This is a genomic window from Natronoarchaeum sp. GCM10025321, assembly GCF_042663585.1.
In the GTDB taxonomy this organism is placed as follows: Archaea; Halobacteriota; Halobacteria; order Halobacteriales; family Natronoarchaeaceae; genus Natranaeroarchaeum.
Genome location: NZ_JBHTAN010000006.1, coordinates 1,060,822 through 1,076,716, shown reverse-complemented (window position 1 = coordinate 1,076,716; position 15,895 = coordinate 1,060,822). Strand labels below are relative to the sequence as shown.

At 62.9% G+C, this 15,895-nt stretch carries 16 protein-coding genes and 1 riboswitch; of the genes, 12 read left to right on the top strand and 4 right to left on the bottom strand.

The annotated features are described in order from the left end of the window. The first annotated feature begins 93 nt into the window (after positions 1–93). The 7 genes from ACFQL3_RS08345 (at position 94) to gatE (ending at position 7,026) form a co-directional block, all read left to right on the top strand. On the top strand, positions 94–423 hold the full coding sequence (locus tag ACFQL3_RS08345) for a hypothetical protein (protein ID WP_377053189.1): 330 nt from the start codon (positions 94–96) through the stop codon (positions 421–423). Positions 424–426: 3 nt separating this feature from the next. Further along, on the top strand, positions 427–1,008 hold the full coding sequence (locus ACFQL3_RS08340) for a GNAT family N-acetyltransferase (RefSeq protein ID WP_377053187.1): 582 nt from the start codon (positions 427–429) through the stop codon (positions 1,006–1,008). A 115-nt stretch (positions 1,009–1,123) separates the two neighbouring features. Then, positions 1,124–1,981, top strand: a complete 858-nt coding sequence (locus tag ACFQL3_RS08335) for a hypothetical protein (RefSeq protein WP_377053185.1) — start codon at positions 1,124–1,126, stop codon at positions 1,979–1,981. An 86-nt stretch (positions 1,982–2,067) separates the two neighbouring features. After that, entirely contained in the window at positions 2,068–3,048 is a 981-nt protein-coding gene (gene fen, locus ACFQL3_RS08330; RefSeq protein ID WP_377053183.1) for a flap endonuclease-1, read from the top strand. A 58-nt stretch (positions 3,049–3,106) separates the two neighbouring features. Then, on the top strand, positions 3,107–4,513 hold the full coding sequence (locus ACFQL3_RS08325; RefSeq protein ID WP_377053181.1) for a class II fumarate hydratase: 1,407 nt from the start codon (positions 3,107–3,109) through the stop codon (positions 4,511–4,513). 224 nt (positions 4,514–4,737) lie between these two features. After that, positions 4,738–4,974 (top strand): transcriptional regulator, encoded by a 237-nt coding sequence (locus tag ACFQL3_RS08320; protein ID WP_377053179.1) that lies wholly within the window; start codon positions 4,738–4,740, stop codon positions 4,972–4,974. Between the two features lie 183 nt (positions 4,975–5,157). After that, on the top strand, positions 5,158–7,026 hold the full coding sequence (gatE, locus tag ACFQL3_RS08315; protein WP_377053177.1) for a Glu-tRNA(Gln) amidotransferase subunit GatE: 1,869 nt from the start codon (positions 5,158–5,160) through the stop codon (positions 7,024–7,026). A 1-nt stretch (position 7,027) separates the two neighbouring features. On the opposite strand, the gene ACFQL3_RS08310 is transcribed toward gatE, so the two are convergent. Beyond that, the gene (locus ACFQL3_RS08310; RefSeq protein ID WP_377053175.1) at positions 7,028–7,507 is read right to left on the bottom strand and encodes an Lrp/AsnC family transcriptional regulator; all 480 of its coding nucleotides are present in this window, start codon (positions 7,505–7,507) and stop codon (positions 7,028–7,030) included. A gap of 180 nt (positions 7,508–7,687) precedes the next feature. On the opposite strand from ACFQL3_RS08310, the gene ACFQL3_RS08305 reads away from it, so the two are divergent. Both ACFQL3_RS08305 and ACFQL3_RS08300 read left to right on the top strand, forming a co-directional pair. After that, positions 7,688–8,701 carry a DMT family transporter gene (locus tag ACFQL3_RS08305; RefSeq protein WP_377053173.1) on the top strand — a complete coding sequence of 338 codons (1,014 nt, stop codon included), beginning with the start codon at positions 7,688–7,690 and terminating at the stop codon, positions 8,699–8,701. Between the two features lie 112 nt (positions 8,702–8,813). Next, complete coding sequence (locus ACFQL3_RS08300; protein WP_377053171.1) at positions 8,814–9,086, top strand: hypothetical protein; 273 nt, start codon at positions 8,814–8,816, stop codon at positions 9,084–9,086. Here ACFQL3_RS08300 and ACFQL3_RS08295 read toward each other — a convergent pair. Beyond that, positions 9,071–9,802, bottom strand: coding sequence for an RNA methyltransferase (locus tag ACFQL3_RS08295; protein WP_377053169.1), 732 nt, complete (start codon positions 9,800–9,802; stop codon positions 9,071–9,073). The two genes, ACFQL3_RS08300 and ACFQL3_RS08295, sit on opposite strands and share 16 nt — an antisense overlap. Further along, positions 9,795–10,316, bottom strand: a complete 522-nt coding sequence (locus ACFQL3_RS08290) for a hypothetical protein (RefSeq protein WP_377053167.1) — start codon at positions 10,314–10,316, stop codon at positions 9,795–9,797. The genes ACFQL3_RS08295 and ACFQL3_RS08290 overlap by 8 nt, the downstream gene beginning before the upstream one ends. A gap of 156 nt (positions 10,317–10,472) precedes the next feature. Here ACFQL3_RS08290 and folP point away from each other — a divergent pair, with 156 nt between their 5' ends. Both folP and ACFQL3_RS08280 read left to right on the top strand, forming a co-directional pair. Next, positions 10,473–11,693 carry a dihydropteroate synthase gene (folP, locus tag ACFQL3_RS08285; protein WP_377053165.1) on the top strand — a complete coding sequence of 407 codons (1,221 nt, stop codon included), beginning with the start codon at positions 10,473–10,475 and terminating at the stop codon, positions 11,691–11,693. Positions 11,694–11,900: 207 nt separating this feature from the next. After that, positions 11,901–12,590: a 6-hydroxymethylpterin diphosphokinase MptE-like protein gene (locus tag ACFQL3_RS08280; protein ID WP_377053163.1), complete on the top strand. Its 690-nt coding sequence runs from the start codon at positions 11,901–11,903 to the stop codon at positions 12,588–12,590. Here ACFQL3_RS08280 and ACFQL3_RS08275 read toward each other — a convergent pair. Further along, positions 12,587–13,561 carry a quinone oxidoreductase family protein gene (locus ACFQL3_RS08275; protein WP_377053161.1) on the bottom strand — a complete coding sequence of 325 codons (975 nt, stop codon included), beginning with the start codon at positions 13,559–13,561 and terminating at the stop codon, positions 12,587–12,589. The genes ACFQL3_RS08280 and ACFQL3_RS08275 overlap by 4 nt on opposite strands. A gap of 238 nt (positions 13,562–13,799) precedes the next feature. Here ACFQL3_RS08275 and malA point away from each other — a divergent pair, with 238 nt between their 5' ends. Continuing rightward, on the top strand, positions 13,800–15,770 hold the full coding sequence (malA, locus tag ACFQL3_RS08270; protein WP_377053159.1) for an alpha-amylase MalA: 1,971 nt from the start codon (positions 13,800–13,802) through the stop codon (positions 15,768–15,770). Positions 15,771–15,814: 44 nt separating this feature from the next. Further along, positions 15,815–15,886: riboswitch (Fluoride riboswitch) on the top strand. The last annotated feature ends 9 nt before the right edge of the window (positions 15,887–15,895 follow it).

Here is a 15,895-nt window from a genome sequence, read left to right as displayed (position 1 = left end):
TATCGCCTCTGATCACCGCTGTTGAGCGGCGAACGCCACCCGCTGTGACCGGACAGCGAAAGGGGTATCCGCGACTCGGCGCAAATGCTGGATATGAGTCTCGACAACCTGACTGAAGACGTCGAGGAGACCTACGAGTCGCTGGACGAGGAACTCGCACTCGACCTCGACGACGACACACGCCGGGAGTTAACGATGCTGATGGCCGCGATGGACAAAGAGGACCCGCAGGATCTGATCGAGGAGGCGGTTCGGCTGCTGTTCCAGAGCACCGTCGAGACTGGAAAGCTCGATTTCCATCTCCGAAGCGCGTACGACGTCACCTACGACGAGTATCTATCGGGGATGACCTACGACGAAATGGGCGGCGGCATCGAGTACCCACAGCAACAACAGAAGGACGAGCGCCGCTACCAGTTCTGAGGGATGGCGTTCGAACTCCTCGGCTGGCCCGAGGACGGCCCGACGCTCCGACTCGATTGGGAGGTGTTCAGCTACGCGGGGAAGTTCGTGATGTCGACAACCGGGAAGGCCGTTCTCCGTCGCGATGGGACCGCGAACGGTGATTCCATCGACCCCGAGGACGTGCTCGCCGCCGTGGCGTTCAACGAGGACAGAACCGACGAGACGACGCTCTGGCTTCGCTACGTCACCGTGCGGGCCGACCTGCGTGGCGAGGGACTCGGTCCCGAACTCGTCTCCGAGACCGTCGACAGGGCGATGGCCCGCGGTTACGAGCGGATCCGAATCGCCGTCAACAACCCGTTCGCCTACGAGGCGCTCTGGAAAGCGGGCTTCGGTTTTACCGGGGAGGAGACGGGCATCGCGGAACTGGTGCTCGTGTACCCCCGCGAGCAGGCACTCGTCGCGCATGGAGACGCCGATTCGATGGGGGAACTGTATCGGAGCGGCATCGAGCGGTTCCGGGGCCGGGAGACGCTCTCCGAGAAGGAGAGGGAGTTCCTCTCGGTGCGACGTGACGCCGAACCGCCGGGGAGTGATTCGTAGCGGGCCACGAGCCGATTTTTGTGACTCGGTCGAATTCGCCACGGTGAGCGGTGCGGAGTGGTCGATACAGGGACGAACCAGAAAGCTTTCATGCAGATCCCCTGTCACTTCCTCCATGCGACGTCGCCAGTTCCTCGCGAGCGGAACAGCCCTCCTCTCCGTTGCTCTCGCCGGGTGCGCTCATCCATCCGTCGTCCTCGATATGGACGAAGCAACGCCAGACGATATCGCCTCCGAGGTTTCGATGACGGCCGAACCCGGTTCCGAGGAGTATACGGTGGTCTCGTCCGCCCTCGAAAACGGATCGGCCACCCGGAGCGGGCGATACGAACTGTTCGACCGAGAGGACACAGTCCGGTACGAGGACACGTTCTACGAGGTCTCGGAGAGTCCGATCGACAGTGGCGAGGTAACCGTCTACGAGGTCCAGATCGATTTCGATCCGGCGGATTCGACGCCCGAACGCGGTGAGATCGAGTACGACGACCTCCCAGAAGCCGATCGACAGCGTCTGGACCCGATCGTATCGAGGGAATCAGCCCCCAACACTGATGGCTACGACCTCGGCGTCGGCTACGGAACCGCCGAGGAAGTCGAGGGCGAGTCGGTGTTCGTCCCGGAGCAACAGTACGATATCCTCGTCTACGACGAGAACCGGTATCGGGTCGCTGTCGATTCGCGAACCGCCACCCAGGACGAGTATCGGTACGAGGTAAACGAAGTCGCGTCCGGCGTCGAACCGTTCGCCGATCAGGTTCGCGAGCAGTATCTGTTCACGCTATCGGGCCTCTCCGAGGACGAACGCGCGGTCGTCGAGGAGGCGATAGATGAGGGATATTTCTCGGACGACGAGGACTTCCAGTCTGTGAGCGAACGGATTCGGGAGCACGAGGGGATCCGTGAAGACGGTTTCTACGGAACGTGGCTCCTGGAGTACGAGGGCACCGAGTATCTCACGTATATGGAGTGGTAACAATCGACATGATATAGTGGCCGATCCGCTCCGATTCGTCGCCGCGAACCGAGAGTATTCAAAACGTCGTACACTACGAAACCGTAATGGGAAACGCAGCACTCCGCCAACTGGCCGCACTCGAAACAGTGTCCTTCGATGACCTCGACGGGAGGGTCGTTGGCGTCGACGCACACAACTGGCTCTATCGGTATCTAACGACGACGGTGAAGTTCACTAACGACGCGGTGTACACGACGGCCGATGGCACCGAAGTGGCCAATCTCGTCGGCATCGTGCAGGGGTTGCCCAAGTTCTTCGAGAACGACCTCTCGCCGGTGTTCGTCTTCGACGGCGGGCCGTCCGAACTCAAAGACGACGAGATAGCATCCCGACGCGAGGCCCGGGAGGACGCCGAAGAGCAACTCGCAGACGCCCGCGAGCGGGGCGATAGCGTCGCCGTAGCACGGCTGGAATCTCGCACCCAGCGACTCACGCCGACGATCCAGGAGACGTCGCGGGAACTACTCGACCTGCTCGACATCCCGTACGTCGAAGCGCCGGCGGAGGGCGAGTCACAGGCCGCATACATGGCCCGGAAAGGCGACGTCGACTACGTCGGAACCGAGGATTACGACGCCCTGCTCTGTGGCGCGCCGAAGACGCTCCGCCAACTGACGAGCAAGGGCGACCCCGAACTCATGACGCTACAGGAGACGCTCGACCGGCACGACCTGACCTGGGAACAGCTAGTCGACGTGGCGATTCTCTGTGGCACGGATTTCAACCCCGGCGTGAACGGTATCGGGCCGAAGACGGCGGTGAAACTGATCCACGAGCACGGCGACCTGTGGGCCGTCCTCGACGAGCGCGACGAGCACATCGAACATGCCGACCGGATCCGCTCGCTCTTTCTCGATCCGGCGGTGACCGACGAGTACGACTTCTCGACGGATCCCTCGCCTGACGTCGAGGCCGCCCGGGAGTACGTCGTCGAGGAGTGGGAAGTCGATGCGGCGGAGGTCGAACGCGGCTTCGAGCGTATCGAGGAAGCGCTCACCCAGACCGGTCTCGACCGGTGGACCTGACCCCTCTCGCCGCCGACGTTTCGGTGGTTTTACTCTCCGGTCGAGAGTACGGTATCATATGTCGGACGACTACCGTACGGAGGAAGACAGTCTCGGAGAGATGCAGGTGCCGACTGACGCGTACTGGGGCGCACAGACCCAGCGCGCCGTCGAGAACTTCCCGATCAGCGGGCTGACCTTCGGCCGTCGGTTCGTCCGCGCGCTCGGCATCGTCAAGAAGTCCGCCGCCCGGGCGAATCTCGACCTCGGCCTGCTATCCGAGGAGACCGCCGAAGCCATCGTCCAGGCCGCCGACGAAGTGATCGCCGGCGAGCACGACGATCAGTTCCCGGTCGACGTGTTCCAGACGGGGAGTGGGACCTCCTCGAACATGAACGCGAACGAGGTGATCTCCAATCGGGCGACCGAAATCGTGGGCGGCGAGATCGGATCCCGCGAGATCCATCCGAACGATCACGTCAACTACGGCCAGTCGAGCAACGACGTGATTCCCACGGCGATGCACGTCGCCGCGCTCGAAGCCGTCGAGAAGGATCTCCTGCCGGCGCTGTCGACGCTTGAGACCGCGCTGGGCGCGAAAGAAGAGGCGTTCGACGGGATCGTCAAAACCGGTCGAACACACCTGCAGGACGCGACGCCGATCCGCCTCGGTCAGGAGTTCGGCGGCTACCGCAGCCAGGTCGAGAAAGGGATCGCACGCGTCGAGTCGACCCGGGAGCATCTCGGCGAACTCGCACTGGGCGGGACAGCGGTCGGCACCGGCCTCAACACCCATGAGGAGTTCGCCGAGCGCGCCGCCGAGTACATCAGCGAGGAGACCGGACTGGAGTTCCGCGAAGCGGACAACCACTTCGAGGCGCAGGCCGCACACGATGCGATGAGCGAGGCCCACGGCGCGCTTCGGGTCGTCGCCGGGTCGCTGAACAAGATCGCGAACGATCTCCGACTGCTCGCCTCCGGCCCACGGAACGGCCTCGGCGAGATCGAACAGCCGGAGAACCAGCCCGGATCGTCGATCATGCCCGGCAAGATCAACCCCGTCGTCGCCGAGTCGGTCAATCAGGTCCACAAGCAGGTCGTCGGCAACGACGCCGCCGTCTCCGCCGGTGCCGCGGAAGGTCAGATCGACCTGAACCTCTACAAACCCGTACTCGCGTACAACTTCCTCCAGTCGGCGGACCTGTTGTCGAACGCCAGCGAGGTGTTCGCCGACCGGTTCGTCGACCGCCTCGAAGCCAACGAGGAACACTGTGAGACGCAGGTCAAACAGTCGATGGCGCTGGCGACAGCACTCAACCCCCACATCGGCTACGACAAAGCCTCGACGGCCGCCAAAACGGCGCTCAAGGAGGGCAAGACGGTCCGTGAAGTCGTCGTCGAGAAGGGCTACCTCTCCGAGGCGGAGGCCGACGAGGTGCTCGACCCCGCGAAGATGACCTCGCCCGGCATCCTCGGCGGGGACTGACCTCGGGCGCGCAAGCACCGACCCGATTCTATCGGATATCTAAGCGTTTCGCCCCTCGATACCGACTGCTCGAACATACTACGTCGATTCTTTCGTAATTCTTACACTGTCAGCGGATCGTAGCGCTGTCTGGCAGTTAGTTCTGGCGAAAACGGAGTTTTCAGCACCTAATACCCGCGCGAACGATCCCATGCAGTTTTTAACCCTGAATCCGAAGTAGCAGTATGCACACCTGTCGTATCTGTAATCAGACGTTTTCGACGAAGCTAAAGCTAGAACTCCACCGCGACACCTGCAAACAGGACACACTCCTCTGTGAACAGTGCGGAGATAAGTTCAGTGAGGCGGCGGCGACACGGGACGGTTGGCATTATCGATGTCCGAACGACGATTGCGACGGCGAAGGACTGACAGAGGACCTCTATCGACTGAATACCGCAAGCGTAGAACGCCGAAGCTAGCCCACCCACGCCGTTCGGAGACGGAAGCGACCGGCGCACAGACAGCGACCGCTCTCGTGCCAGTCGTCGCTCAGGGGTCGGTCAGTCCGGCCGGAACCTACCCCACCAAACCGGTGTGTCGGTAGACCGCTGGCCGAGCAGAACTGAACGGTTTTTTACCCCTCGCGGTCCGACTGTCAGTCAATGACCGAGTACGACTACGAGGAACTGGGCCTCGTCGCCGGGTTGGAGATCCACCAGCAACTGGATACGGCGACGAAGCTTTTCTGTGACTGTCCGACGGAGCTACGCGACCCTGAGGAGTCGGTGCGCCGGTTCACGCGGTATCTCCACCCGACGAAATCCGAACTCGGCGAGATCGACGATGCCGCGCTCGAAGAGAGCCAGGTCGAACGCGAGTTCGAGTATCTCGGCTACGATACGACCTGTCTGGTCGAGGAGGACGACGAACCGCCGCGACGGCTGGACGACGAGGCGCTGGAAGTCGCGCTGGAAATCGCCCAACTACTGGACATGACGCCAGTCGATCAGGCACACGTCATGCGGAAAATCGTCGTCGATGGCTCGAACACGACGGGGTTCCAGCGGACCACGAAGATGGCCGACGACGGCGAAATATCGACCGACGAAGGACCGGTCGGCATCGAGGACCTGATGCTCGAAGAGGAAAGCGCCCAGCGCGTCGCCGCGACCGAGGAGGGCGTCCGATTCAGCCTCGACCGACTTGGCATCCCGCTCGTCGAAATCGGGACGAAACCGGACATCTCCTCCCCCGAGCAGGCCCGCGACGCCGCCGAGCGCATCGGCATGTTGCTCCGCTCGACGGGAGCAGTCAAGCGCGGCCTCGGGACGATCCGCCAGGACGTCAACATCTCGATTGCTGACGGCGCACGCGTCGAACTCAAAGGCGTCCAGAGCCTCGACGACATCGACGAGTTCGTCCGCAACGAGGTCCGCCGCCAGGCACGCCTGCTGGAGATTCGCGACGAACTCCGCGAGCGCGACGCCGCAGTCGGGGACGTACAGGACGTCTCGGACGTGTTTGCAGACACCGACAGCGGTGTCATCCGCGGCGCACTGGACGAGGGGGGTGCCGTCACTGCCGTCCCGCTTTACGGCTTCGATGGGCTGGTCGGGAGGGAGATCCAGCCCGACCGCCGACTCGGAACCGAACTCTCCGATCATGCCAAACGACACGGCGCTGGCGGTATCTTCCACACCGACGAACTGCCGGCCTACGGCGTCACCGAGGAAGAGGTCGCGGCGCTCCGCGACGCGGTCGGCGCAGGCGAAGAGGACGCAGTTGCCATCGTCGCCGCGGCGGCGGACGTCGCTGACGGCGCAATCGAGGCCGCCGCAGAGCGAGCGGAGACGGCCATGGAGGGCGTTCCCGAGGAGACCCGCGGCGCGAACCAGGACACCACATCCAAGTATCTCCGGCCCCTGCCAGGTGCGGCGCGAATGTATCCCGAGACGGACGTTCCGCCGGTCGAACCCGACCTCTCGGCGGTCGAAGAGCCCGAACTCCTCACGGAGAAGGTCGAGCGCTACCAGTCCGAGTTCGGCCTCGGCGAGGGGCTAGCCGAGCAGGTCGCCTACGGCCGCCGAATGCCGCTGTTCGAGCACGCCGTCGAGAACGGGACCGATCCGACGCTCGTGGCGGGCACGCTCGAAAGCACGGTCACAGAACTCCGCCGTGACGACGTGCCGGTCGAAGCGCTCGAGGACGAGCAGTTCCTCGCCGTCTTCGAACTGGTCGACGACGGTGACCTCGCCAAAGAGGGCGTCCCCAAACTCCTGACCGCGCTCGCGGAGAATCCCGATTCGGACGCCGCAGAACTCGCCGAGCAAAAAGGGCTCGGCAGTGCGGCCGAAGACGACGTCCGCGAGGCAGTCGTCGAAGTGGTCGAGCGCAACGAAGAGCAGGTCGCCGAGGAAGGGATGGGCGCGTTCTCCGGCCTGATGGGCGAGTGCATGGGCGCGCTTCGCGGGAAAGCCGACGGTGACCTCGTGAGCGAACTACTGCGCGAGGAGATCCAGAAGCGAGCCTGAACTACTCGACCAGTTCGTCGAGTAACGTGTTGAGACTGTAACTCTGCAGGGCGTCTCTCTCTTCGATGGCCGAGATGACGAACGTCGAGTCCGTCCGGTCGACGCCATCGAGTTGCTCGAAATCCGCGATCAGTCGTTCGACCGTTTCGCTGCTGCTCAGCCGTGCAACGACGATGAAGTCCGTCTCGCCCATCGTGAAGTAGACGTTCGTGACGCCTTCGACGGAGAGCAACTGCTCCGAGAACTCCTCGTAGGACCCCTCGTAATCGGCGTGAACCTCGATCAGCACCGTGACGCCGAGGCCGAGTTCGTCGAGGTCGATCTCGTAACGGTCGTTCTCGATGACACCCTCCTCCCGGAGGTTCGAGAGCCGGTAGTGGATCGTCGAGACCGGGATCCCGGTTTCCTCGTGGAGTTGTTCGGGGCTTCCCGTCCCGAGTTCGGCGATGGATTTCAGGAGGCGCACGTCGCGTTCGTCCATGATCCGCCCTTTGCGATACCGTCACTAATGTTCTTCGGCGTATATGATTGAAGAAAGCTACAACTGATGGGCCTGCTATGGGTATAGACTCGGATATTATCCATATGTGGGAATCATCATCAACGATATCACGGTGTGTTGTAGAAGACTATAAGTTTAGTCAACAATTTCGAACCCAGTATGAGAACGTTCGGATCTATGCCGTCTGGATTTCGGAATACAGTGTTGTTTTCGTTGCTCGCCCTCTCCTGGGGTGGCTCGTTCGTGGCGATAGAGATCGGACTGGAACACGTCCCCCCGCTGCTCTTTGCGGGTCTTCGCTATGCGCTGGCGGGTGTGATCGTGCTCGGCTACGCCGGCGTCGTCACTGATCGGCTCAGACCGACGGGTTGGGCCGAGTGGCTCGCAGTGATCGTCGCAGGCGTGTTCGTCATTGCGCTGTATCACGGCCTGCTGTACATCGGCGAGCAGTACGTCTCGGGGGCTGTAGCGGCGACTATCGTCAGCACGTCACCGATCCTGACCGTCGCCTTCGCGGGAACGATCCTCCCGAACGAGCGACTGAGCGCCATCAGCGTCGTCGGATTCGTCCTCGGTCTGATCGGCGTTGGCCTCGTCGTCCAGCCCTCACGAGCGGCCCTGACCTCCGACGTCACCGTCGGCGTCGCACTCGTGTTTGGGGCCGCGGCCGCGTTCGCGCTGGGGAGCGTGCTCGTCCGACCGATCGACGCCGGTCTACCGATCGAAACCCTGCAGGCGTGGGCGATGTTGATCGGTGCTGCCGTCCTGCTCGTCTGGGCGTTCGCCAGCGGTGAGTCCCTCGCAGCGGTCGAGATGACGGCGACCGCAGTGCTCTCGTACAGCTATCTGACGCTCGTCTCGGGCGTCCTCGCGTTCCTGCTGTACTTCGAGTTGCTCGAGCGGAGCGGGGCGATTCAGGTCAACCTGGTCGGCTACGCCGAACCCGTCGTCGCCATCGGCATTAGCTGGCTCCTGCTCGGATCCGTCGTCGATGCATTGACCGTGGTTGGCCTCGTGACCATCGCGACCGGCTTTGCACTCATCAAGCGGAAGTCCATCCGCGCCCTGCTCCGGTCGACGCTTGCTACTGGCAGGGCGGCAACTACCGGAGACGCCCACGGGGGCCCAACACGAACTGACGGCGGTCGGCCGACTGAACAGGATGCCGACTAATCGTATCGATGTTATAATTTTCCTATATTGCTGATAGGTCATCGTTATGTCTGGTAGATTGCCGATAGAATACAGTCGTTAAACGAAGGTAAACACAGCTTACTGTAGCCGTATGGAGTTCATACTAACGAGTGATAGCGTCCTATCCTGGAGCATGGGCAACTCTCCGGAACTGACACCTGCACAGATTATCAAAGACAAGCGAGAGGAATCCGTACTGACTGCCAGAGAGATCATCGGCGAGGCCATCGACGATGAGGGAGTCCGGTCGGATGAATCGGAGGATGAGACCCATCCACGCGCGGACTGGATGTGGCTCGACAAGGAGAAACTCCGCCGCAAGGAACTGATCGCGGATCGGGACGCCGCTCAGTCGACGTCCTGAGTCAGTTCCTCGGCCGCCCGGCGGAAGATCCCGAGCAACGTTACCGTTTCTCTATCTGTCGGATGTGCGCGACCGATTAGCCGACGAAACATCCGTCCCGACTTCGCGCGTTTCTCGTCGGGATGACCGATCCCCGCGAGTAGTTCGTCGAACTGGCTGTAAAGCCGCTCTATCTCGGCTTCGCTGGCCCGATCCCGCTCGACATCGGGAAGTTGCGTACTCGATAGCGCCAACTCGCGGAACTCGTAGAGCGTGATTGTCGCCGCCTGTCCGAGGTTGAGAACAGGGTAGTCCTCGCTGGCCGGAATCGCACAGACCTCGTCGAGGCGAGCCAGCTCCTCGTTTTTTAGCCCGTTGTCCTCCCGGCCGAAGACGAGACAGGTGGGGGCGTCGACGACCTGTAACTCCTCGGCCAGTTCGTCGGGCGTCGAGAACGGATAGCGGACGTGTTTGGTCGCGTTCTTGTTGGTCGTCGCCGTCAGTCCGACGGTATGGTACTCGCTCACGAGGTCGTCGAACTCGATCTCGGTAGCGTTCGGCAGGATGTCCTCGCGGGCCTGTCCTGCGTAGCCGTAGGCTTCCCCCTCCCGGTCGAGTTCGGGCGGGTCGACAAGCAACAGTTCGGAGAACCCGAAGTTCTTCATCGCGCGGGCGATGGTCCCCACGTTGCCGGGCGTCTGGGCGTCGACGACTGCGACCGCTGGGGCACTACTCATCCGCGCCCGGGTACTCCTGATCGAGGTCCTGCAGATCGACCTTTTCGGTCACTTCCCACTCTCCGTCCTGTTCCTGTTCGTCGACGGCCGGCGGATCCGGAAGTTCGTCGGGATCCGTCGCAACGTGTTCGACGCCGTCGTACCCCTCTGGGGCGCGGCCGCCGTCAAGGAACCACTCGTGGAAGGCGTCGTCGAACTCGTCGGTCTCGGCGTACTCGCTCCCGCCAGCCTCGCGGAACCAGTAGACCAGATCGTTCTCGTGTTCGCCACAGAGCAACACCTCCGAGAGCGGTTCGCCGTAGACGACTTCGCTCGGATTGTACTCGTCGGGGTTCTCGTCGCCGTGTTCGAGCCAGCAGGCGTCACACGGTGCGCTGACGATGTCTTGCAACCGTACCAGCCGCTTTTTCGTTTCCAGTGGCATCTCTTCGAGCGGTCTGAACTCGCCGTCGTCGGTGAAGACCTTCTCCTCGTCGAACCGCCAGCCACGCAGACCGATACTGACCTTGCTCATGGATCCGGATAGCCACCGCGGGAGTAAAAAGAGCGCGTCTGCAGGTCGATCGCAACGGCCAGGTTCGACACCAATCCCGCCGAGGAGGCGATCGAATACCGGTCCGTGGTCGGGTGTACCGGTCCCCATATGTTGCTTCGATCCTACTACCCGCACATGCAAACCGTCGACGCGGCCGGTCTCGGTATTGGCGACGATCATCCCCCGCGGATCATGGGCGTTCTGAACGTCAGCGAGGACTCCCCCTACGACCCCAGCGTCTACGACGATCCGGGCGAGGCGGCGGCCTACGTCGACGACGAACTGATCGGCGAGGGAGCCGACATCGTCGACGTCGGCCTCGAATCGGCCAACAAACGCTTCGAGGTGCTCTCGGCCGAGGGAGAACTCGAACGGCTGGATACGGCCATCGAGACGATCGAGAGCGTCAGCGGTGATGCCGTCTTCTCGATCGAGACGCGCTACGCTAGCGTCGCAGAGGCCGCACTCGACCGCGGCTTCGACATGGTCAACGACATCTGTGGCTTCGCCGATCCCAGAATGCCCGATGTCTGCCGGGAGTACGACGTCGCCGTCGCGAAGATGGCTAGCCCGGCCGATCTGGAGCGTCCGGGAGCGATCGAAGCTATCGACTGGGAACAGCGCCGCTCGGCGGAGTGGGCGGCAAGCGCCGATTACGTCGATCGATTGTACGAGGCGCTCAAGCAGAACGGGATGACGGACAAGACCATCGTCGACCCCGCGTTCGGCGGCTGGAGCGAGGCGAAGACCATCGAGGACGACCAGCAGACGTTCCACCGACTACGGGAGTTCCGCGGCTTCGGCCAGCCAATGCTGGTCTCGATCAACCGGAAGAACTTCCTCGGTGACGTCGCTGGCCGCGGGACCGACGAGCGGCTTCCGGTGAGCCTCGCCGCGACGTCGATGGCGGTCGAACGAGGCGCACACGTCATCCGAACGCACGACGTGCAGGAGACGGTCGACGCCGCCGCGATCGGTCACGAGTTCGGCCGCTCCTCGTCGCGACAGTGGGGCAGTGACGTGAGCGCAGAACAGCTAGATGTCAGGACGGCGGGCGACGTGGCGCGTCATCTTGACCGGATCGGTGCGCCGGAACCGGATCCCGACGCGCTCGTCACTCGCACGATAGAACTGAGCGGAGTCAGTGCGGCGACGGCGGAACTCGTTGCAGACGTGGCGGAGTCCGCCGGCGTGTCGTTCGTCGCGGGGACCGAATCCAGCCTTCTGGTCGGGTCGGATCGAGCGCTCCGATCGGTCGTCGAACGGCTCTCGGAAACAACGGATTCAGCTACGGCAAACGAACCTGAGACGGGTCGAGAGTCCGTTACGAGCGCTCTCCGGACGGTGCTTGAGTAAGAGAAAGCTTATGCCAAAGGACCAGAAAAGAAAGCTTGGAAGCCGGAAGGGCCCTCGGGTAGGGGTACTTGGAGGTGCCGTTCCGGCCCACATCAGCGGTTTGCTGTGGACCTACATATCCGAGCGACAGCGCCGTGTGCGCGGTTCTACTGCCGATGGGACTCCGAACAGCCTCGGCAGTCCAGTTCGGCACCGTGGGGGACCGGCATGGAACTAGCCGAGTGGGAGCCAGTGTACGAAGCGATTCTTCGGGATTTCGGCTTCGACCGGACGGCCGACGAGCACGCGCGTGACGTCCTTGCGGAGATTGCGACGCCGTTCGAGTTCGATCGGCTGGTCGACGTAGGGGATGGGACGGTCGCCATCGCTGGCGGAGGGCCGTCTATCGAGGCAGAGACCGACCGCGCGGCCGAGGCCGGTTTCGTCGTCGCCGCCTCCGTCGCGGCGGATCACCTCAGAGACGCAGGGGTCGACATCGATCTGATGGTGACGGACCTCGACAAGAACGTCGACACGGCCATCGAACTCTCCCACGCGGGTGTTCCGGTCGCCGTCCACGCACACGGCGACAACGTCCCTGCGGTGCGCGAGCACGTCCCGGAGTTCGACCAGGAGCAGGTGCTTGCGACGACGCAGGCCGCTCCAGTCGGGCCGGTCTACAATTTCGGCGGCTTTACTGATGGCGACCGGGCGGCGTTTCTCGCCGACGAATTCGGTGTGCGGGAGCTACGCTTTCCCGGGTGGGATCTGGACGACCACTCGGTCGAACCGATGAAACGACAGAAACTCGACTGGGCCGAACGCCTGTTGTACTGGCTAGAGCGTCGGCGAGGCGACGAGTTCGAGGTTCTCGATGGTCGGCGGGACGAAATCGATACGTCCGACCTGCCGATCTAGTTCGGATGGAGTACGACTTTGCCGGAGGACTGTCGGTCCTCGATGTAGTCGTGAGCCTCCGCGGCGTCTTCGAGGGGGAACGACTCGCCGACGACGACTTCCATATCGCCGCTCGTCAGACTACCCGTTAGCTCCGGGACGGCTTCGAGGACACGGCCCGGATCCTCCGCCCGTGCGCGGCCCAGGTGATAGCCGATCACGCTCTTGTTCTCGAACAGGAGCCGCCCGGTGTCGACGGATGCGGTTTCGCCGCTGGCCGCACCGTACGTGACGATCCGACCGAACGGGGTGAGCGCATCGAGGCTCTCGTGGAACACGTCGCCGCCGACACCGTCGAGCACCAGATCGACCCCCTCGCCGTCGGTGATCTCGTCGATCTCTTCGACGAAGTCGGTCTCGGTGTAGTTGATCGGATGATCACAGCCGAGATCACTGGCGAGGTCGAGTTTTTCGGCCGTGCTCGCCGTTCCGAACACTTCCGCACCCGCCTGCGAGGCCAACTGCACCGCCGCAGTTCCGACGCCGCCCGCGGCGGCCTGGATCAGTACTCGCTCGCCTTCTTCGAGGTCACCCCAGCCGAACAGACAGCCGTGAGCGGTCAGGAACTGCACCGGAAAGCCCGCAGCTTCGTCGAAACTCATTCCGTCGGGAATCGGAAACAGCGCCTGTGGGTCGGCGAGAGCGTACTCCGCGTAGCCGCCACCGGGTAGCGTTGCGACGACACGGTCGCCCTCGTCCAGATTCACGCGCTCGCCGGTCGCGTCGATACGTCCGGCCGCCTCCATCCCAGGAACGTACGGTGGCTCTGGACCCCCGGGATACTTGCCGCGGCGCTGCATGATGTCTGCGAAGTTGATCCCGGCCGCTTCGACCTCGACGCGGACCTGCTCGGGACCCGGCTCTGGACGTTCCTGTTCCTGGACTGTCATCGTCTCCGACCCGCCGAACGCCTCGACCAGCACTGATTGCATCGTGCGCTCGTAGGGCAGCCGCATGTATAAATCGTGTACAACTTGTGAGAACTTTACAGGTGTTTTCTGTTTCGGGGTTTCTCTGTGGAAGGGCGGGTTCGATGAGCAAAATCACCCGGCTGCGTCGTGATCCGATGCCTACGAGGACGATTCTTAGGTAGCATATAACCGGAATCAACATGTTTAATTGCGGTAGTACATACGAAAACGGGAACCGGGAAATAAAAGGTGGGGTAGGATGAACTTCGAAGTGATTATGCATCACCCTGGCCCGCCTCGTTTCGAGGCAGTCGGTTCGGAGATCGATCTCGCGCCGAGGGATCCAGATCCCTCCGGCACCTACAGTTGGAACGTCGTCGACGCACCTGACGAGAGTAACGCGGCAGTCGGTTCGGATCCTGTGGAAACGTTCGTCCCCGACGGAGTCGGGACGTATACGATCGGACTAGAGGCCCCGGACGGATACCACGAGCTAACGATCCGGGCATTCCCGTCGAACTACAGCCCACCAGTGCTCGATCCGGCAGGCTCCGGTCCACGATCCGGTTCCGGTCTGCGCTCCGGATCGGGCCTTCGCTCTGGCTCCGGTCTGCGCTCGGGATCCGGCATGGAAAGCGGTAGCGGGAGCGGCGCAGGAACGGGCGTCCACGGCTCCGGCGACCGACCTCGCCTCCGACTCGACGCACACGTCGACGGCGACTACCTCGTGCTTACTGGCGACGCGACGCCGCCGGTCGGAAGCGATCTCTCCGTCGATGATCTCGACGTCGAGTTCGTCGCCGACGACCGCGATGCTGCATCGACCGAGGACATCGAAGTCGATGATCACACCGCCCGAGTCCCGATCGAGTCGCTCGGCGAGTACAGCCGGTTCCACGCGGTCGCCGTCGCTCCCGGCGCGTACAGCGTCGCCGACGCGGTCGCAGTCGACACCACCGGGGAGACGGTCACGGTCGACCGTCTCAACGAACCGCCGGCCTGGGGCAAAGAAGTCACACTCTACGAGATCTACGTGCGAACCTTCTCCGACGGCGAGGAGGCGACGTTCGAGGCGATCTCCGAGAGACTGGAGGACCTCTCTGATTTCGGTATCGACTGTATCTGGCTGACGCCGGTACTCCAGAACGACGACTTCGATCACGGCTACAACATCGTCGACTTCTTCTCGATTGCCGACGACCTCGGCACCCGCGAGGAGTTCGAGGCGTTCGTCGACGACTGTCACGACAACGGTATCAAGGTACTGTTCGACCTCGTGATGAACCACTCCGCCCGGGAACACGAGTATTTCAAACGCGCCGAGATCGGTGACTCCGAGTACCGCGACTGGTACGAGTGGGAGGATCCGGAGAACGACAAGCCTGGCACCTACTTCGACTGGCCCTACATCGCGAACTTCAACTTCGACAACCTGGAGGTTCGTCGTCACCTGCTGGACGCGGTCGACGAGTGGGCACCGCTGGTCGACGGGTTCCGGTGTGACATGGCCTGGGCCGTCCCGACGAGTTTCTGGCAGGAACTTCGCGACCGCGTGAAAGCCGAGGATTCCGAGTTCCTCCTGCTCGACGAGACGATTCCCTACATTGCCGACTTCCACGAACTCTGTTTCGACGTCCACTTCGACACGACGCTGTATCACAACCTCCGGCAGGTCGGTAACGCGGCGATGGACGCCTCCGCGATCACCGACGCCATCGAGAACCGCGCGCGAACCGGCTTCCCGGATCACGCCGCGTTCCTCCTGTACATGGAGAACCACGACGAGAGCCGCTACGCCGAGGACTGCGGGAAGACCCAGGCCAAGGCCGCCGCTGGTGCGCTGTTTACTCTGCCCGGTATCCCGCTCCTGTACGCGGGTCAGGAGATCGGTGAGGAGACCCGCCGCGAGAAAGTCGACTGGCACGACCCCGACGAGGACCTGCGGAACCACTACCGGGGACTGGTGAACGTTCGCGACGAACTCGATGCACTCAGCTACGATGCCGACTACGAGGAAGTCGAGAGCGAGGCGTCTCACCAGGGCGTCGTCGCCTATGCCCGCGAAAACGAGGGCGAACGCGTCGTCGTCGTCCTGAACTTCGGCCCCGACGCCGAGTCCGTCTCGCTCGGCGAGGCCGTCGGGTCGGAAGACCTCATCTCCGGGGAAGACATCGACGCCGATGACGCCGACGTGCTCGTCGAGGACGTCGTCGTCGTTCCCGCCGAGTAGTCGCCGGAACGAATAGATTTATTACTCCTTCTATCACCTATCTTTCTGTACTGGGCGATGGAGTCCGCCTGACTCAACCGCCAGCAGCATTGCTGGCTGATGACTCCTACCCCGAACCCGCCGCT